At 59.6% G+C, this 15,927-nt stretch carries 15 protein-coding genes; 7 read left to right on the top strand and 8 right to left on the bottom strand.

Annotation, left to right across the window (positions count from 1 at the left end; translation table 11 throughout):
• Positions 1-83 precede the first annotated feature (83 nt).
• Genes JZX89_RS02170 through JZX89_RS02155 form a run of 4 tightly spaced genes read left to right on the top strand, consistent with a single transcriptional unit; the run spans position 84 to position 2,940 of the window.
• Complete coding sequence (locus JZX89_RS02170; protein ID WP_046800238.1) at positions 84-554, top strand: RidA family protein; 471 nt, start codon at positions 84-86, stop codon at positions 552-554.
• Positions 551-1,291 carry a glycerophosphodiester phosphodiesterase gene (locus JZX89_RS02165; protein ID WP_207132930.1) on the top strand — a complete coding sequence of 247 codons (741 nt, stop codon included), beginning with the start codon at positions 551-553 and terminating at the stop codon, positions 1,289-1,291. Before JZX89_RS02170 ends, JZX89_RS02165 begins: the two co-directional genes overlap by 4 nt.
• Positions 1,288-2,487 carry a GNAT family N-acetyltransferase gene (locus JZX89_RS02160; protein ID WP_149897682.1) on the top strand — a complete coding sequence of 400 codons (1,200 nt, stop codon included), beginning with the start codon at positions 1,288-1,290 and terminating at the stop codon, positions 2,485-2,487. Before JZX89_RS02165 ends, JZX89_RS02160 begins: the two co-directional genes overlap by 4 nt.
• A gap of 21 nt (positions 2,488-2,508) precedes the next feature.
• A complete protein-coding gene (locus tag JZX89_RS02155; RefSeq protein ID WP_111789258.1) occupies positions 2,509-2,940 on the top strand; it encodes an HIT family protein in 432 nt (143 codons plus the stop codon).
• A gap of 178 nt (positions 2,941-3,118) precedes the next feature.
• Here JZX89_RS02155 and JZX89_RS02150 read toward each other — a convergent pair whose 3' ends face one another.
• A complete protein-coding gene (locus tag JZX89_RS02150; protein ID WP_207132929.1) occupies positions 3,119-3,970 on the bottom strand; it encodes an urea carboxylase-associated family protein in 852 nt (283 codons plus the stop codon).
• A 109-nt stretch (positions 3,971-4,079) separates the two neighbouring features.
• Between JZX89_RS02150 and JZX89_RS02145 the strand changes: the two genes are divergently transcribed.
• Positions 4,080-4,970, top strand: a complete 891-nt coding sequence (locus JZX89_RS02145) for a LysR family transcriptional regulator (RefSeq protein WP_207132928.1) — start codon at positions 4,080-4,082, stop codon at positions 4,968-4,970.
• Here the strand turns inward: JZX89_RS02145 and JZX89_RS02140 are convergent.
• The 6 genes from JZX89_RS02140 to cckA form a co-directional block, all read right to left on the bottom strand.
• Positions 4,949-5,899 (bottom strand): phosphatase PAP2 family protein, encoded by a 951-nt coding sequence (locus JZX89_RS02140; protein ID WP_207132927.1) that lies wholly within the window; start codon positions 5,897-5,899, stop codon positions 4,949-4,951. The two genes, JZX89_RS02145 and JZX89_RS02140, sit on opposite strands and share 22 nt — an antisense overlap.
• 70 nt (positions 5,900-5,969) lie before the next feature.
• Positions 5,970-6,314 carry an AzlD domain-containing protein gene (locus JZX89_RS02135; protein WP_207132926.1) on the bottom strand — a complete coding sequence of 115 codons (345 nt, stop codon included), beginning with the start codon at positions 6,312-6,314 and terminating at the stop codon, positions 5,970-5,972.
• Positions 6,311-7,069, bottom strand: a complete 759-nt coding sequence (locus tag JZX89_RS02130; RefSeq protein ID WP_207132925.1) for an AzlC family ABC transporter permease — start codon at positions 7,067-7,069, stop codon at positions 6,311-6,313. Before JZX89_RS02130 ends, JZX89_RS02135 begins: the two co-directional genes overlap by 4 nt.
• A gap of 164 nt (positions 7,070-7,233) precedes the next feature.
• Complete coding sequence (clpA, locus tag JZX89_RS02125) at positions 7,234-9,741, bottom strand: ATP-dependent Clp protease ATP-binding subunit ClpA (protein ID WP_149897687.1); 2,508 nt, start codon at positions 9,739-9,741, stop codon at positions 7,234-7,236.
• 10 nt (positions 9,742-9,751) lie between these two features.
• On the bottom strand, positions 9,752-10,105 hold the full coding sequence (gene clpS / locus JZX89_RS02120; protein ID WP_149897688.1) for an ATP-dependent Clp protease adapter ClpS: 354 nt from the start codon (positions 10,103-10,105) through the stop codon (positions 9,752-9,754).
• A 272-nt stretch (positions 10,106-10,377) separates the two neighbouring features.
• The gene (gene cckA / locus JZX89_RS02115; RefSeq protein WP_207132924.1) at positions 10,378-12,960 is read right to left on the bottom strand and encodes a cell cycle histidine kinase CckA; all 2,583 of its coding nucleotides are present in this window, start codon (positions 12,958-12,960) and stop codon (positions 10,378-10,380) included.
• Positions 12,961-13,306: 346 nt separating this feature from the next.
• Between cckA and JZX89_RS02110 the strand changes: the two genes are divergently transcribed.
• Positions 13,307-14,578 carry a flagellar biosynthetic protein FliO gene (locus JZX89_RS02110; RefSeq protein WP_207132923.1) on the top strand — a complete coding sequence of 424 codons (1,272 nt, stop codon included), beginning with the start codon at positions 13,307-13,309 and terminating at the stop codon, positions 14,576-14,578.
• Positions 14,579-14,698: 120 nt separating this feature from the next.
• Here the strand turns inward: JZX89_RS02110 and dksA are convergent, their stop codons facing one another.
• Entirely contained in the window at positions 14,699-15,118 is a 420-nt protein-coding gene (gene dksA, locus JZX89_RS02105; RefSeq protein ID WP_046800250.1) for an RNA polymerase-binding protein DksA, read from the bottom strand.
• A gap of 268 nt (positions 15,119-15,386) precedes the next feature.
• On the opposite strand from dksA, the gene JZX89_RS02100 reads away from it, so the two are divergent.
• The gene (locus tag JZX89_RS02100; protein ID WP_207132922.1) at positions 15,387-15,896 is read left to right on the top strand and encodes a SixA phosphatase family protein; all 510 of its coding nucleotides are present in this window, start codon (positions 15,387-15,389) and stop codon (positions 15,894-15,896) included.
• The last annotated feature ends 31 nt before the right edge of the window (positions 15,897-15,927 follow it).

Genomic DNA, 15,927 nt, shown 5'->3' with positions numbered 1-15,927 from the left:
GTACAAGCAACCGCCCGGCTTTTGGATCAACATCTTCTGAATGCCGGATTCTTGAAGGATTTACAACAAAACCGGAGACGAAAATGTCTGATGTCATCGAAGGCCGCCTCAAGGAACTTGGCTTTACGCTTCCCGTAGCCGCAGCACCAGCCGCAAACTACGTTCCCTTCACCATCAGCGGCAATCTTCTGTATGTATCGGGTCAACTGCCGATGGAATCTGGCAAGATTGCGGTGACGGGCCTTGTTGGCCGCGACGTCGACGTTGCGGGAGCCCAGCGCGCCGCCGAATTATGCGCCGTCAATATTCTCGCGCAGGTCAAGGCCGCATTGAACGGCGACCTCTCGAAAATCCGTCGTGTCATCAAGCTGAACGGCTTCGTTGCCTCCGTTCCGGAATTCGTTGAACAGCATCTCGTCATCAACGGCGCATCCAATCTTCTCGCCAATGTTCTCGGTGATGCCGGCAAACATGCCCGCGCCGCCGTCGGCATGGCCTGCCTGCCCTTCAATGCCGCCGTCGAGATCGACGCCATCGTGGAAATCGACGCATGACGCTAAAACTTTCCTGGCTGACGGCCCAGCCCGTCGCCCATCGCGGTTATCATGATCTCAACAAGGCGGTCTGGGAAAATACGCTTTCCGCCTTTTCCCGCGCCGTCGAAGCCGGTTTTGCCATCGAATGCGATGTTCAGCTGGCAGCCGACAGCGTGCCAGTGATTTTTCACGACGACGACATGGCCCGGCTGACCGGCATCAAGGGCGACGTGCGCGAACGCACGTCGGGTGAACTGGCCATGCTTTCGGTCGGCCAGACGAAGGATCGTGTTCCGACGCTGAAGCAGCTTCTGGCGCTCACCGCCGGCAAGGTGCCGCTGGTGATCGAGCTGAAGGGCCGCAAGGGCGACGGCGTCGATGACGGTTTTGCCGAGGCGGTTCTGGAGGACCTCGAGGGCTACAAGGGCCATGTGGCGCTGATGAGCTTCGACCATCACCTGCTGAAGGACCTGAAGGCTGCGGGGTCTCCCTGGCCTCTGGGTCTCACCGCCGAAGGCGACAAGCCGGAAGACTTCTTTAGTCATGACGAAGCGATGCAGCTTGGGCTTGATTTCATCTCCTATCATTGGGGTCACCTGCCCAACAGCTTCATCGAGGCGCAAAGAAAACTTGGGCTTCCGGTGATTACCTGGACGGTCAGGGATGAAAATGCGCGTGAGACTACCTATAAATATGCGGACCAGATGACATTCGAAGGTTTCGACCCGAGAGAGAACCCCTCCGCTACGGCATGACAGAAGACTATTCCATTCGCGTTGCGCAATCCCTGGGGGATATCGATCCGGAAAGCTGGAAACGGCTTTCCGGAACATCACGCAATACGTCAGGAAAACCATACAATCCTTTCATCTCTCACGCATTTTTATCATCGATGGAAGAGTCCGGATCGGCAACAGCCAAGACCGGCTGGCTTGGAAACCATCTGCTGCTCGAAAACGCGTCCGGGGATCTGGTCGGGGCGATACCGGCCTATCTGAAGAACCACAGCAAGGGCGAATATGTCTTCGACCATGGCTGGGCGGATGCTTTCGAGCGGGCTGGCGGTCATTATTATCCGAAACTGCAATGTTCGGTTCCCTTCACGCCGGCGACAGGGCCGCGGCTGCTCACTTCCGAAACCGTGGACGAAACACGCTTCAAGCCGCTTCTGGCCTCCGGCCTCGCGCAGGTGACGGAAAAGATCGGCGTCTCCTCCGCACATGTCACGTTTCTGCCCGAAGACGATCTTGCAGCACTTCTGCCCCGCGATTTCCTGCACAGGACCGACCAGCAATTCCACTTCATCAATGACGGTTATCGCGACCATGATGATTTTCTCGACGCTCTTTCCTCACGCAAGCGCAAGGGGCTGAAAAAGGAGCGCCGCGCGGCACTGGAAAACGGCATCGAAATCGACTGGCTAACCGGCAGCGATCTGACCGAGGACATCTGGGACCAGTTCTTCGCGTTCTATCTGGATACCGGCGGCCGCAAATGGGGCCGGCCCTATCTGACGCGGGAATTTTATTCGCTGATCGGCGAACGCATGGCTGACGATGTTCTGCTGGTGATGGCGAAACGCGACGGGCGTTATATCGCCGGTGCGATCAACTTTATTGGCTCGGACGCGCTTTACGGTCGTCACTGGGGTTGCATCGAGGAACATCCCTTCCTGCATTTCGAGGTCTGTTACCATCAGGCGATCGATTTTGCGCTTTCCAAGGGATTGAAACGGGTGGAAGCCGGTGCGCAGGGCGAGCACAAGCTGGCGCGCGGTTACGTGCCGGTCACCACCCATTCGGCGCATTTCATCGTCCATCCGGGCCTGCGCCGCGCCATTGCCGATTATCTTCAGCGTGAGCGCGAGGAAGTCGAGCATATCGGCGATTATCTTGATGAACACACGCCCTTCCGCAAGGGCGACAGACAGGAACACGAACCGGACGCATAATCTGCGACCAGGAGATCACCGATGACGGCGAGCGCCTATGACGACAACAATATCTTTGCAAAAATCCTGCGCGGCGAAATTCCGAGCCACAAGCTTTACGAGGACGAGCATACGCTGGCTTTCATGGATGTGATGCCGCAGGCCCCCGGCCATCTCCTGGTCGTGCCCAAGACCGGCTCCCGCAACCTGCTCGATGCCGATCCGCAAGTGCTGGCAAAGACCATTGCCGTGGTGCAGAAACTGGCCGTGGCCGCCAAGGAGGCTTTCGACGCAGATGGCGTCTTTGTCGCCCAGTTCAACGAACCGGCGGCCGGCCAGACCGTTTTCCACCTGCATTTCCACGTCATTCCGCGCAAGGAAGGCGAGCCGCTGAAGCCCCATTCCGGCGCCATGGCCGATGGCGAGGTGCTGAAGGCGCATGCGGAGAAGATAAAGGCGGCGCTGGCTTCCTGAGGCTGAGCGCAACACGTTAGCAGTTGAGGATGCCATGGCATCCGCACACCGTCACCCCGGACCAGATCCGGGGTCCAGCGCGATCAAGTCGTTGATCGCGAAAGACTCTCCTCACGGCGCAGACGCGCCGTGGCTGGATGCCGGATCTGGTCCGGCATGACGACGGTGATGTTTACCATCACTCTACAGGGTGATAGGCATTCCGCTCCGGCCACGGCCAGCCTTCAAGCACAGCCACATCCGGCCGGAATATCTCCACCTTCAGCGGATAACAGGCAGCCGCATCGCTGGAATGGGCCGAGCCGCAATCGCCGCCGGGGCAAGCAGAGAGCGCGCCGATGAGATCGATTTCTGCGAAAAGCTCCAAATAATCTCCCGGACGCACCGGGCTGGCCTTCATGAAATATTGATGGGTGTCGCGGGTGAACCCCGTGCACATGAAGACGTTCAGCACATCATGCACATGCGGCTCGGCCTCCCGGAATGACAGGCCGCTGGCCGAAGCAAGGGCGGTCGTCAGGTTGGAATGGCAGCAATGATGATAGTCGCCGCCGCTGAGCAGCTTGTTGGTATAGGGATCGCAGCGGGTGCCAATTACATCATGCACGCCGCCGCCATCCTCGTCCCAGCCATACCATGACAATGTATCGTGGGTGATAGTCGCCATGGGTCGCAGGGACGGCAGGTTGCTCCACAGCCGGTTGCCGACGGAAACATGAGTGGCATGCAGGGCGCGGGTCTTGCCGCTGAAAAAGCGCTCGCTCAGGTCATGCGCGTTCCAGAGGTTCAAGTCCCCGACCTGCGGACCTTCGATGCTGACGATGCGGAAAAAATGCCCCTTCGGCACATTGAAAGTCCGGCCGTCACGCGGCGGCACAATGACCTCGTCGATCTTCTCCATGCCCTCCCTTGCCTTTTCCAGACGCGCAAGGTCCGGCGTCTCAAGCGAGCCGTTTGGGTAAACGACGACGGGGCGGATAGCGCGGCGCGCGGCGGCATCGACGGGTTCGGCAGCAGGCATAGGGGTCATGAAATCCTCGCGCAATGTAAATGTCGACGTGAAATTGCGGCATGAACGCCCGGCTGACAAGAAGGGTTTTTCTTGCGCTCAGCCCAAGCGTAACTTACCCTCATCAACCATGAAACTGCCGCCGCTCGCCACCCTTCGCGCTTTTGAAGCCGCCGCCAGACAACAAAGCTTTTCTATGGCTGCGCAGGAACTTGGCATGACGGCAACTGCGGTAAGCCAGCATGTGCGCAATCTGGAAGCTTGGCTTGGCGTGGCTCTGTTCGACCGGCATGCGAGAGGCGTGAGACTTACCCCGGCCGGCCAGGAATTCGGCGTCACGGTTTCAGGTGGCCTACGTCAGATCGCCTCCGGCGCGGAGCGTATCCGTCGGGGCCACGACCGCATGACTGTGCGCCTGGCGAGCCTGCCCTCCGTGGTGGCGCATTTTCTGACACCCCGCCTGCCCCGCTTCCGGGCGCTGCATCCAGACATACAGGTGTCGATCAGCTATTCCGGCACGGACTACGCCGTGGAGGCCGATCTCAGAATCATACATGGCGCGACCCCTGCACAGAAAGCCGTGGCGCTCTTCAGTGCCGAGACGCGCCCGACATGCGCACCGGCTTACATTGCGAAATCCGGTCCCTTTGACGACGCATCGCGCCTATCCCAAGCGGAGCTACTGCATGACGACGGCGAGACGGCATGGCGGGACTGGCTTGCAACCGCTCACCTACCCCTGCCACAGAGCGCTGGACCGATCTTCGCGGATTTTAACCTGCTGGTGACCGCGCTGAAGGCCGGCCAGGGCATCGGCCTTTGCCCGACTGCACTTCTGCGCGACGAGATCGCCGGGGGACAATTGACAGTGCTTTTCGACCGGGCGGCCGATACGGAAAAATATTACTGGCTGATTGAAGCCGAAGTGATGAGCGCATCGGCCCGGCTGTTATCCGACTGGCTTCTCGCGGAAGCCCGCGAGAGCGAAACCCATGGCAATTATTCCGCCGCGGTAAGTTGAGCCGGAACGCTTACCGTCTCACCGGTGCGCTCCCTTGCCGACATCCAGTTGAGCAGGCGGGCCGAGGCGGCGCAGACGATGACAAAAGCGATGAGACCGCCGAAAACATCGGCAAGATGGTGTCCGCCCTGAACGAGAACGGCCGGCAGCATCAAAAGGTTCAGCGGCAGGATCACCGACATCGCCAGCCAATGGCGCGGCACAAACCAAACAGACATCGCCGCCATGAAGATGTGAAACGAAGGGAAGCCGATGAGGCCCAGCACATTTTTGGGAGAGAGATAGCTGACACCTTCTGCTGCGAGGCGATTGAGTTCCTGACCGTAACCATTGTCGACCGCCAGAGGGATCGCCTGCGAAACCCACTGCGGCAGTTCCACATAGGCAGACGGTCCGAATGTCGGAAAGAATATCCAGAAGACAATGCAGGCAAAGGCACCGAACACCCCCGTCACGAGAAAATGGTGCAGTGCCCTTTCCCTGCCAGTGAACCCTAGCGTGAGTACGATCACCAGAAGCTGCGGCAGCGATGTCGCATAAACAAAAAACAGGATTGTTCCGATCCAAGGGTGTGTCGCCGACCACAGGACGATGCCTGCCCAGCTGTAACCAAACGCAGCATCCACGTTGAAAAGCACATGATCGATCGTCGTAAAGGCGACGGGCAGGAACATGTAATTAAAAATCGAGGCGGCAAGCGTGAAGAGGATGAACAGTCCTGCAGACGTCAGGGCGGCGGCAATGCGAAAATCGCGCCCGCTCCTACGGTAGATTTGACCGAGGATGAACACGCCGGCGCCGGCCAGCATACACACAAGATATCCGGCATAATCGACACGTATGCCCTTGGCGGCAATCAATATGGCATCGACAACGAATAACATGGCGATGAAGCTAAGTACAAAACGTTCTGCCGCGAATAGTCGCATGGAATTCCCGCCCCGGTTCCAGTCACTGGCAGAGTACGGCAACGGGCTTAATATTCGGATAAGGCGAGTATTAAAAACCCAGCACAAAAAGCCCGCCGGCCAGAAGCACAATAGGGACCGCCACGCCAACGATGACGCGTTGGCCGGCTAGCAGAAATGCCACGAAACCGAGTGCCGCCGCGCCGATGCGCAGCCACAGGGGCGTGGCCTCAAGCGTTCCGGTTGGAAAGACGATAAGCTTGGCGGTGACAGCCATGACCAGCGAGGTGGCGACCGCCCTCACCCAATAAAGCGCCTCGGAATCTTCCTTGAGGCGGTTACCGGCGAGAACGCCGAGCCAGCGCCACAGATCGGTCGCCAGCCAACCGGCGATGGCGATGAACAGATAGGGCACCCACCATGGCTCGGTCATCATGGTTCGCTCTCCGGTGACACGGGTTTGATCTTTCGGCGGAAGATGAAGCGATCGATCAGATAGGCGAGCGTGCCGCCACCAATTCCGGCGTAAAGAATATCGAATTCAGGAGCGATCACCGCGAAAACCGGCCCGGCGATCACGCCGATGATGAACGCCACCTTGACGACGGAATGGCGGGCGGTGGCCCAGATCGATGCCACGAAATAGACGGGTGTGAGGAAAAATAGCACACCGGCGACCAATGGCGGAAAGGCGGCGACGACGCCGTAACACAGGCCGACGATGATGGCGTTGATGACGGTCAGCGTCATGCCGAAACCGGCGAACCAAGCGGCGCGCGCCTCACGCGGCACTTTCGACAGGTTCTGCGTGGCGAAAACCCAGGCGGTGATCGCGACGAAATGCGAGAGAAACAGCAAAATCCATGTCGGCGTCTTTGCGCCGCGCATCTCCGGAACGATGGAGGCGACCATCGGCATCATCCGGACCGAGGACAGCGTGACCGCCAGAAAACAGGCGGCGAGATTGGCGCCGCCGACCATGGAGCCGATCAGGATCATCTTGGCTGGCAGAGCCCAGATCATCAGCGTCATGAACACCGCCTCGCCACGCGGCACCCCGGATTCCAGCGCAAAGGCGCTGAAACCGACGAAGGATGTCATGAGAATGAGCGAGGGCAGTGAGAAGATGCCCCGCATTCCCCTGAAAAACCAGCCACGCAGGGAGATGGTGTCGCTATCGGCCGTTTGCATTCAGAATCCAATAATACATGTCGCCCGAAACTGAGTAGCGGCTTCAGGATAACGACGTGCATAAAACAAAAACCGCGTCGCGTGAATTCGGGAAATGCGTCGCGCTTTACACATGAAAATGCCGGGCTTTCGCCCGGCATCGGTTTATCGGTTGAGCAACCGCATCATTTCTTCTTCGGCACTTTCGGCACCGTATTGGCCTTGCGGCGCGGCTTGTTCTCTTCGTCGGGCTTGTCCGCCTCGGCGACTAGAACATCCGCCTCCTCCGCCGCCTTCGAGGCGGGTTTCGCCTTGGCCTTCGACGCCTTGCCCGGCGACTTGGCGGCCTTCAGCTCCGCCTCCGGCTTCGGCTTCACAGGCGCGGTCTCCGGCAGAACCTCAAGTTTAAGGCCGTCGGAACCGTCGTCCTTCTTGCCGACGGTGACGCTGACGACGCCGCCCTTCTTGAGCTTGCCGAAGAGAATCTCGTTGGCGAGCGGCTTCTTGATGTGTTCCTGGATCACGCGCGACAGCGGGCGAGCGCCCATCTTTTCGTCGTAACCCTTTTCCGCCAACCAGGAGATCGCATCTTCGTGCAGATCGAAGGTGACGTTGCGTTCGGACAGCTGGGTTTCCAGCTGCATGACGAACTTCTGCACGACCTTGTGAATAACGGCGGTCGGCAGCGGCGAGAATGGAATGATCGCATCCAGACGGTTGCGGAATTCCGGCGTGAACAGGCGGTTGATCGCCTCTTCATCCTCACCCGTGCGACGCGAAGAACCGAAACCGATGGCCGACTTGGCCATTTCGGACGCACCCGCATTCGTCGTCATGATCAGGATGACGTTGCGGAAGTCGATCTTCTTGCCGTTGTGGTCGGTCAGCGAGCCATGGTCCATCACCTGCAACAGAATGTTGTAGATATCCGGATGGGCCTTTTCGATTTCGTCCAGCAGCACCACGGAATGCGGATGCTGGTCGACGCCATCGGTCAACAGACCGCCCTGATCGAAGCCGACATAACCGGGAGGTGCGCCGAGCAGGCGCGACACGGTATGGCGCTCCATATATTCCGACATGTCGAAGCGCAGCATCTCGACACCGAGCGAGGCGGCAAGCTGCTTGGCCACTTCCGTCTTGCCCACGCCCGTCGGGCCGGAGAAGACGTAGGAGCCGATTGGCTTGTTCGGTTCGCGCAGGCCGGCACGCGCCAGCTTGATGGCCGTGGCAAGCGCCTCGATGGCGATATCCTGACCGTAAACGACCGAGCGCAGTTCCTTTTCGAGATTGGCAAGAACCATCTCGTCATCCTTGGAGACCGTCTTCGGCGGAATGCGGGCCATCGTCGCGATGGTGACCTCGATTTCCTTTTCGGTGATCAGCTTGCGGCGCTTGGACGCCGGCAGCAACATCTGGGCCGCACCGGTCTCGTCGATCACGTCGATCGCCTTGTCCGGCAGCTTGCGGTCGGAAATGTAGCGGGCCGACAATTCGACGGCAGCCTTGATCGCCTCGTTGGAATATCTGAGGTGATGATACTCCTCGAAATAGGGCTTCAGACCCTTCATGATCGCGATCGTGTCATCGATGGACGGCTCGTTGACGTCGATCTTCTGGAAACGACGCACCAGTGCGCGGTCCTTTTCGAAGAACTGCCGATATTCCTTGTAGGTGGTCGAACCGATGCAGCGGATAGCGCCCGAAGACAAAGCCGGCTTCAACAGGTTAGACGCATCCATCGCGCCGCCTGACGTCGCGCCGGCACCGATGACGGTATGGATTTCATCGATGAACAGCACCGCGCCCGGAAACTCTTCGAGTTCCTTGACGACCTGCTTCAGCCGCTCTTCGAAATCGCCGCGATAGCGGGTGCCGGCCAGCAGCGTGCCCATGTCGAGCGAGAAGATCGTGTCGTTGGCGAGCGCTTCCGGCACCTTGCCCTCGACGATGCGCTTGGCCAGACCTTCGGCGATAGCCGTCTTGCCCACGCCCGGATCGCCCACATAAAGCGGATTGTTCTTGGAGCGGCGGCAAAGGATCTGGATGGTGCGGTTGACCTCCTCGTGACGGCCGATCAACGGATCGATCTTGCCGTTGCGCGCCTTGTCGTTGAGGTTGACGCAATAGGCTTTCAGCGCGTCCTGCTGCTTTTTAGCGGACGGACCCTCTTCCTCGGGATTGCTGCGGCTGGCTTTCGGATCGGCTTCGGGTTCGTCGGCCCCACGCGGCGCGCGCGTCTGCGAGGTGCCCGGACGCTTGCCGATGCCATGGGAGATGTAATTGACCGCATCGTAACGGGTCATTTCCTGTTCCTGCAGGAAATAGGCGGCATGGCTTTCGCGCTCGGCGAAGATGGCGACAAGCACGTTCGCGCCGGTCACTTCCTCGCGGCCGGACGATTGCACATGGATGACAGCCCGCTGAATGACGCGCTGGAAGCCGGAGGTGGGCTTGGAATCCTCGTCATAACCGGTCACGAGGTTGGTCAGTTCGTTGTCGACGTAGTCGCTGACGGTCTTGCGCAGCGCATCGAGATCGACGTTGCAGGCACCCATGACGGCAGCGGCATCCGCGTCGTCGATCAGCGCCAGAAGCAGGTGTTCAAGCGTCGCATATTCGTGGTGACGCTCATTTGCAAAGGTCAGTGCCTGGTGCAGCGCCTTCTCGAGACTGGGGGAAAAAGTTGGCACGTTGCGATCCTCATTTCTTTTCCATGACGCATTGCAGCGGATGCTGGTGCTGTCGGGCGAAATCCATGACCTGGCTTACTTTCGTCTCTGCGACCTCATATGTAAACACCCCGCATTCGCCCACGCCGTGCTGGTGCACGTGCAGCATGATACGGGTTGCCGCTTCGCGATCCTTCTGGAAGAAACGCTCCAGAATATGAATAACGAACTCCATGGGAGTGTAGTCGTCATTCAGTAAAAGAACACGGTACAAATTCGGTCTTTTCGTCTTTGCCTTGACGCGGGTGATAACGGAGGTGCCGCGGTTGTTGCCGCCGTCTTCCCCGTCGCCCTCGCCCTGCATGTAGATCGGCCTAGCGATCATCTTTCATCATTCTCCACACTATTCTCGAACCGACAGCTCATCGCCAGCAGGGAGAACTTCGCCTCTTCATATCTAGGTCGTCGTGACGCGATTTTAAGCCCCTTGCGCAACGGCGCAATCACTATTGCGTTTGCAAGGAGGCAAACCTCGGGAAAAATTGGGGACTTGCGGCAGCGCTTCGGCAAACTGCGTGACACCCGCCGTCCCCGAAGCATTTTTTGGCCAGGCGGCAGCGGTTCCCGCGCATGGCAGGCGACGGCGAAAATCCGTCGTCATTCCTTGGCGTCGAGCATTTCGCGAACGGCAATGGCCAGTTGCTTCAGCGAAAAAGGTTTCGGCAGGAAGCCGAACTTGGCGTCCGCCGGCAGGTTTTTCGCGAATGCGTCCTCGGCATAACCGGACACGAAGATGAATTTCAGATCGGGATAAGACTTGCGCAGTTCCTTAAGCAGCGTCGGGCCGTCCATTTCAGGCATCACCACATCGGACACGACGATATCGACCTTGCCTTCCAGCTCTTCCATCACCTCCAGCGCCTCGGTGCCGGAACCCGCCTCATGCACGGTGTAGCCACGGGTTTCCAGCATGCGCTTGCCGCCGCGCCGCACCGCCTCCTCGTCCTCCACCAGCAGTACGACAGCGGAGTTGCCGGTGAGGTCGAGCGGTTCTTCCTTTACCGGCTCAGGTGCCGCCACAGGAGCGAGCGCTGCTTCTCCAGGCTGCTGGCCCGCAACGGCCTCCACCATATGGCGCGGCAGGTAGATGCGGAAGGCTGTTCCCTTGCCCATTTCCGATTCGGGATAGATGTAACCGCCGGACTGCTTGACGATGCCATAGACCATCGACAGGCCGAGACCGGTGCCCTTGCCGACTTCCTTGGTGGTGAAGAAGGGCTCGAAAATCTTGTCCATGATTTCAGGCGGAATGCCGGTGCCATTGTCGGCAACTTCCACCATGACCATGTCTTCCGCCGGAACTTCCGGCCGGCCGAGTGCTGCCGCCTCCTGCGCATCCACATTGCGGGTGCGGATGGTGATCTTGCCACCTTCAGGCATGGCATCGCGGGCATTGACGCAGAGATTGATGAGCACCTGCTCGAATTGTGACAGATCGGTCTTCACCGGCCAGAGGTCGCGTCCGTAATCCACCTCAAGCTTGACATTGGTGCCGGAAATCAACCGGTCGACCAGCATGCGCAGATCGCCGATGACATCCGTCAGATTGAGGATCGCCGGGCGCATCGTCTGCTTGCGCGAAAACGCCAGAAGCTGGCGCACCAGAACAGCTGCGCGGTTGGCGTTGCGCTTGATCTCCATGAGGTCGGCGAAGCTCGGATCGGCAGGCCGCGCCTGTAGCAGCAAGTGGTCCGACGACAGCAGGATGGCGGTCAGCACATTGTTGAAATCGTGGGCGATGCCGCCTGCCAGCGTGCCGACGGCATTCATCTTCTGCGTCTGCGCCATCTGGGTTTCGAGCGCCTTCTGCTCGGTCACCTCGATGGCATAAACGATCGCCACTTCTTCCGGCGCCTCGTCGTCCTGATCGATGACAGCGTTGACGTAGAAACGGAAATGTCTGGTCTCGTCGCTCGGGTGGCGCGAATCGAACGGCGCGATATCGCCCTGTCGGTCCTTCGCCTCGGCCAGCGCCTGTTCCAGCCGCGGCTTCTCATTGTCATGCAGGACGGTTTCAAGCGCCACGCCGCGATCGATATCGTCACGTCCGACAACGCCGGAAAACAGCTTCAGGAACGGCGCGTTGATGCGCAGAATGCGACCTTCGCCATCCAGCGAGGCAATCGCCATCGGGGTATTGTTGAAGAAGCGCGTGAAACGCATGGCAGAGGAAGATTCCGTATCCTCCTGCCCCTTGGGACGCATCAGAACGATTGTCCGGCTCTCGCCCGGCGCACCGTCCTTGGAACTGACCTGATGCACGAGGCGGGCCGGCATGCTCTGGCCGTTCACCCGGCGCATGTCGAGATCGAGGATTTCGGTGCGCTTGGCGCTGCCCTGCGGATGGACGGATTCGATCAGCGCCATGCCTTCGCCGGCGACGATATCGGACACCGTCATCGAGCCGGGTGAAAATTGCGCCAGATCGATGCCCAGCCATTCGGACAGGGTGGCGTTCAGATAAACAATCTCGCCCTTGCGTCCAGCGGAAAAGAAACCGGCCGGCGCGTGGTCGAGATAGTCGATGGCATTCTGCAATTCGCGGAAAAACCGTTCCTGATCCTCACGCTCCGGCGTGATGTCGGCGATCTGGAAAACGTGCAGACCCTCGCCGCCCGCATCCTTCAGCACCCGGCCTTTCAGCCTGTACCAGTGCGGCCCGGCGCTCCCATCCTCGCCCAGCGGTTTCTGCAGCCGGAACTCCTCGTATCCGTCGCGCCCCTCCCGCAGCACGTTGATGAGCCGGTAAAGCGCCTCGGTCGATTCCCGGCTGCGCGACAGCAGCGTTTCGAGGCTCTGGATATCGCTCGCCCTGGTGGTGCCGCTCATGCGGCAATAGGTGGCGTTGGCGTATACCATATGCCCCTTGGCATCGGTGATCAGCGTGCCCTCGGGATGGGCAGACAGGAACCGGCGGGCAAGCCCGTCCGATTGCGACTGGGGCATGACCTCGATGAAACCGATGATCGACGACACCAGAAAAAAGATGCCCATCATCGCCAGCACGCCGAGAATGCCGAGCACGATTTCGTTTTCCAAAGAGTTCTTGAAATAAACGAACGCGGCGGCAGCGGCGATCAGCACCAGCGCCAGAAGCAGGATGCGCAAAACCGTGCCGGAACGGGCACGCCTGTCCACCAGCGGAAGGTCGTTGTCGCTTGTCTCGCGCACCCGTGTCATCTTGGCCTCGCAGTCGTGCAGGTCGTCATTCGGTCAGCCACGGTTCTCGACGGAATCGGGCGTTAAAATTTCTTGTAGCAACTCGCTTGCGCATCAAAAAGCTCCGCCGGGCCACAAAGGCTTAAAAACGCACAGGGAAAACGCTTGGAAAGGCGCAATACACAGGCCTTTCAGTCGGCAAGGGAACCGAAAGCCACACCAGGCGGTTTTGTGTTCCAGGGGGACGGTGGCGGATAAACCTTGTATCGCGCCCAAAAAAATCGTCTTTTCCTGTTTGATGTTCACACTATAAGAACCACGGCAATATTAATTGCCCAAGAAATTAAAGGCCAGAAAATCTGAAGGGATGATCTCCATGATGGAAGATTTTATCGGCACCTATGGAAATAATCTCATCGTTGCCGTCGTCGGTGTGGGTGCGGCGCTGCTCATTCTGGCGATCGCTTTGTGGATCCTGCGCCGGCGCAGCGGTTCGTCGCCGTTTATCCGTGGCGGGCGCAACCGGCAGCCGCGCCTGCAGGTTCTCGACGCGACGGCCGTTGATGCGCGCCGCCGTCTGGTGCTGGTTCGCCGCGACAATGTCGAGCATCTGGTGATGATCGGCGGCCCGACAGATATCGTCATCGAAAGCGGTATCGGCGCAATCCCTATCGTCAGGGACGTGCAGGAGCCGGAACTGAAGGCCCTGCCGCGTCAGGAGAGCGAACCGAAGAGGGCCGAGCCGTCTATTCCCCAGGAACGCCGCGCCGCCCTGCCGCAACAGCCGCCCGTCGCAGCGGCAGCCCCTCCCGTGTCGCAGGAACCGGTGAGACAGCCGCAACGGCCGGAGCCGGCCCCGCCTGCTCCTCGCCCGCCACAACCGACTGCAACAACTGCACCATTGCCGCCGCGCCCATCGACACCGCCGCAACCCGTATCGCCGCCGCCCGTGGCAGTCCGCGAGCCCGCTCCACCGGTCAGACAGGCCGCACCAGAGAGGGAGATCGTGCGTCCCGTCCCGCCACCGCCAACAATGGCTGCCGCAGCCCCGGCAGCTGCCATTTTGCCAGTAACCGCCGCGTCGCTCGACATGGCCAGCGAACGAAGCGAGCCGCGTCGTGCGGAACCCTTCGTGCCCGCTCCGGTACAGACACCGATACCGGTCGCACCGCCGGTGCCAGCACAGGCGACGCAGGCAAAGGTGGAAGAAGAACGGCCGACGGTCATCGCCCCACCGGTTTTTGCCGCGCGCGAGCCGGTGTTCGACCAATCCAGCGCCGCAGATTTTCTCGATGCGGCGCGCGAGCGGGTTCTTCCCGGCATGAAGCCTGAACAACTGAAGCCTGAGCAGAACGCGCCGCCTGCCCCCTTCCCGCCGAAACCGGAAAGTCCGGCTTTTGCGTCCAACGACGCTGAACCGAAATTTTCCGATGAGCTGGCCAGCGATTTCGAGAGCTTTCTCGAAGCGGAGATAGCCAAGAGCCGGGATGCGGATAACGAACCGGCAATTGCCGCCGCCGAAAAGCAGCAGAAAAACGAGCCCGTTTCGCCACCAGTTACCGGAGCGTCGCCAGATGGTGACGTGCAAAAGGAAATGGCGCGTATTTTTGGCGAGCTTTCCGTTACCCGCGACCGCTGAGGCGGCGCGCATAAAGCTTCAATGCCAAAAGGGCACGGAACAATTCCGTGCCCTTTTGCTTGTGCTTGTGCAGGTGCTTAAGATGGCCGGTTCGCTGCGGCGTCCGGCACAGCAGCCTTGTTATTCGTCGCGATAAACTTTTTCGCGACGCTCGTGACGTTCCTGCGCCTCGATGGAGAGCGTCGCTATCGGGCGGGCGTCCAGACGCTTGAGGCCGATAGGTTCACCCGTTTCCTCACAGAAACCGTAGGTGCCGTCTTCGATCCGCTGAAGAGCCGCATCGATTTTGGAAATCAGCTTGCGCTGACGGTCGCGGGCGCGAAGTTCGATCGCCCGGTCTGTTTCGGATGAAGCCCGATCAGCGAGATCGGGGTGATTGGCGCTTTCTTCGGCGAGATGTCCGAGGGTCTCGCGCGCTTCTCTCAGGATGTCATTTTTCCAGGCGACCAGCTTCGCGCGGAAGTAGGCCCGCTGGCTGGCATTCATGAACTCGTCGTCTTCCGAGAGTACATATTTGCTAAGATCGATCTTCTCACTCAACGCGATTCTCCTCGAAGAACATCTCAATGCGGCGGTGTATACTCCAATGATATAGGCCGGTTCAAGTCTACAGATCAGTTTTCAGGCATTTTTAAAACTGACACAAAAATCATCTAAATGACTAATTTTTATCCTCTATTGGCGTCGAGACGATCTGTTCTTCGATCACTTCAATGCGACTTGCCAACAGGAAAGAGGACTTGCGGTCCCTCGATCCTATCCTGTAGCATCCGGCTGTACCCAGAGTTTCGAACGCCGGTTCCTGCCCTTGACAGATTCTCATCCGAAGCGAGTTTATCTTTTACGCCACGCCAAAGCCGCCTGGGCGGCGCCGGGGGAACGCGATTTCGACCGGGGATTGAACGAGGCAGGTTTTGCCGAGGCGGAGATCATTGCCGACCTTGCCGCCGATCGGCGTTACCGCCCCGACGTGCTCCTATCCTCCACCGCCGCACGCTGTCGGCAGACCACGCAGGCCTGGCAGCGCGCCTTCAACGAAGGCATCGAAATAGCCTATGTCGATGAGATGTATAATGCGCGCAGCGAAACCTATCTCTCCCTCATCGCAGCGCAGACGGATGCTGGTTCGGTGATGCTGGTGGGCCATAACCCCACCATGGAGGCGACACTGGAGGCGATGATCGGCGAGGATATGCTGCATGCCGCCCTGCCCTCCGGTTTCCCGACCGCAGGGCTCGCCGTGCTCGATTACGACGGCAGTGGCGCAAATGGCGAGGATCGCTGGCGGCTGGTCGATTTTCTCTCACCGGGCAAGTAGCCGCCCCAACGCGTGACGGAGCCATCGCCGA

It is taken from the genome of Agrobacterium burrii (assembly GCF_017313405.1).
GTDB classification, from domain to species: Bacteria; Pseudomonadota; Alphaproteobacteria; order Rhizobiales; family Rhizobiaceae; genus Agrobacterium; species Agrobacterium burrii.
Note: the sequence above shows the minus strand (reverse complement) of the source record. Positions and strands in the feature narration are given on the sequence as shown.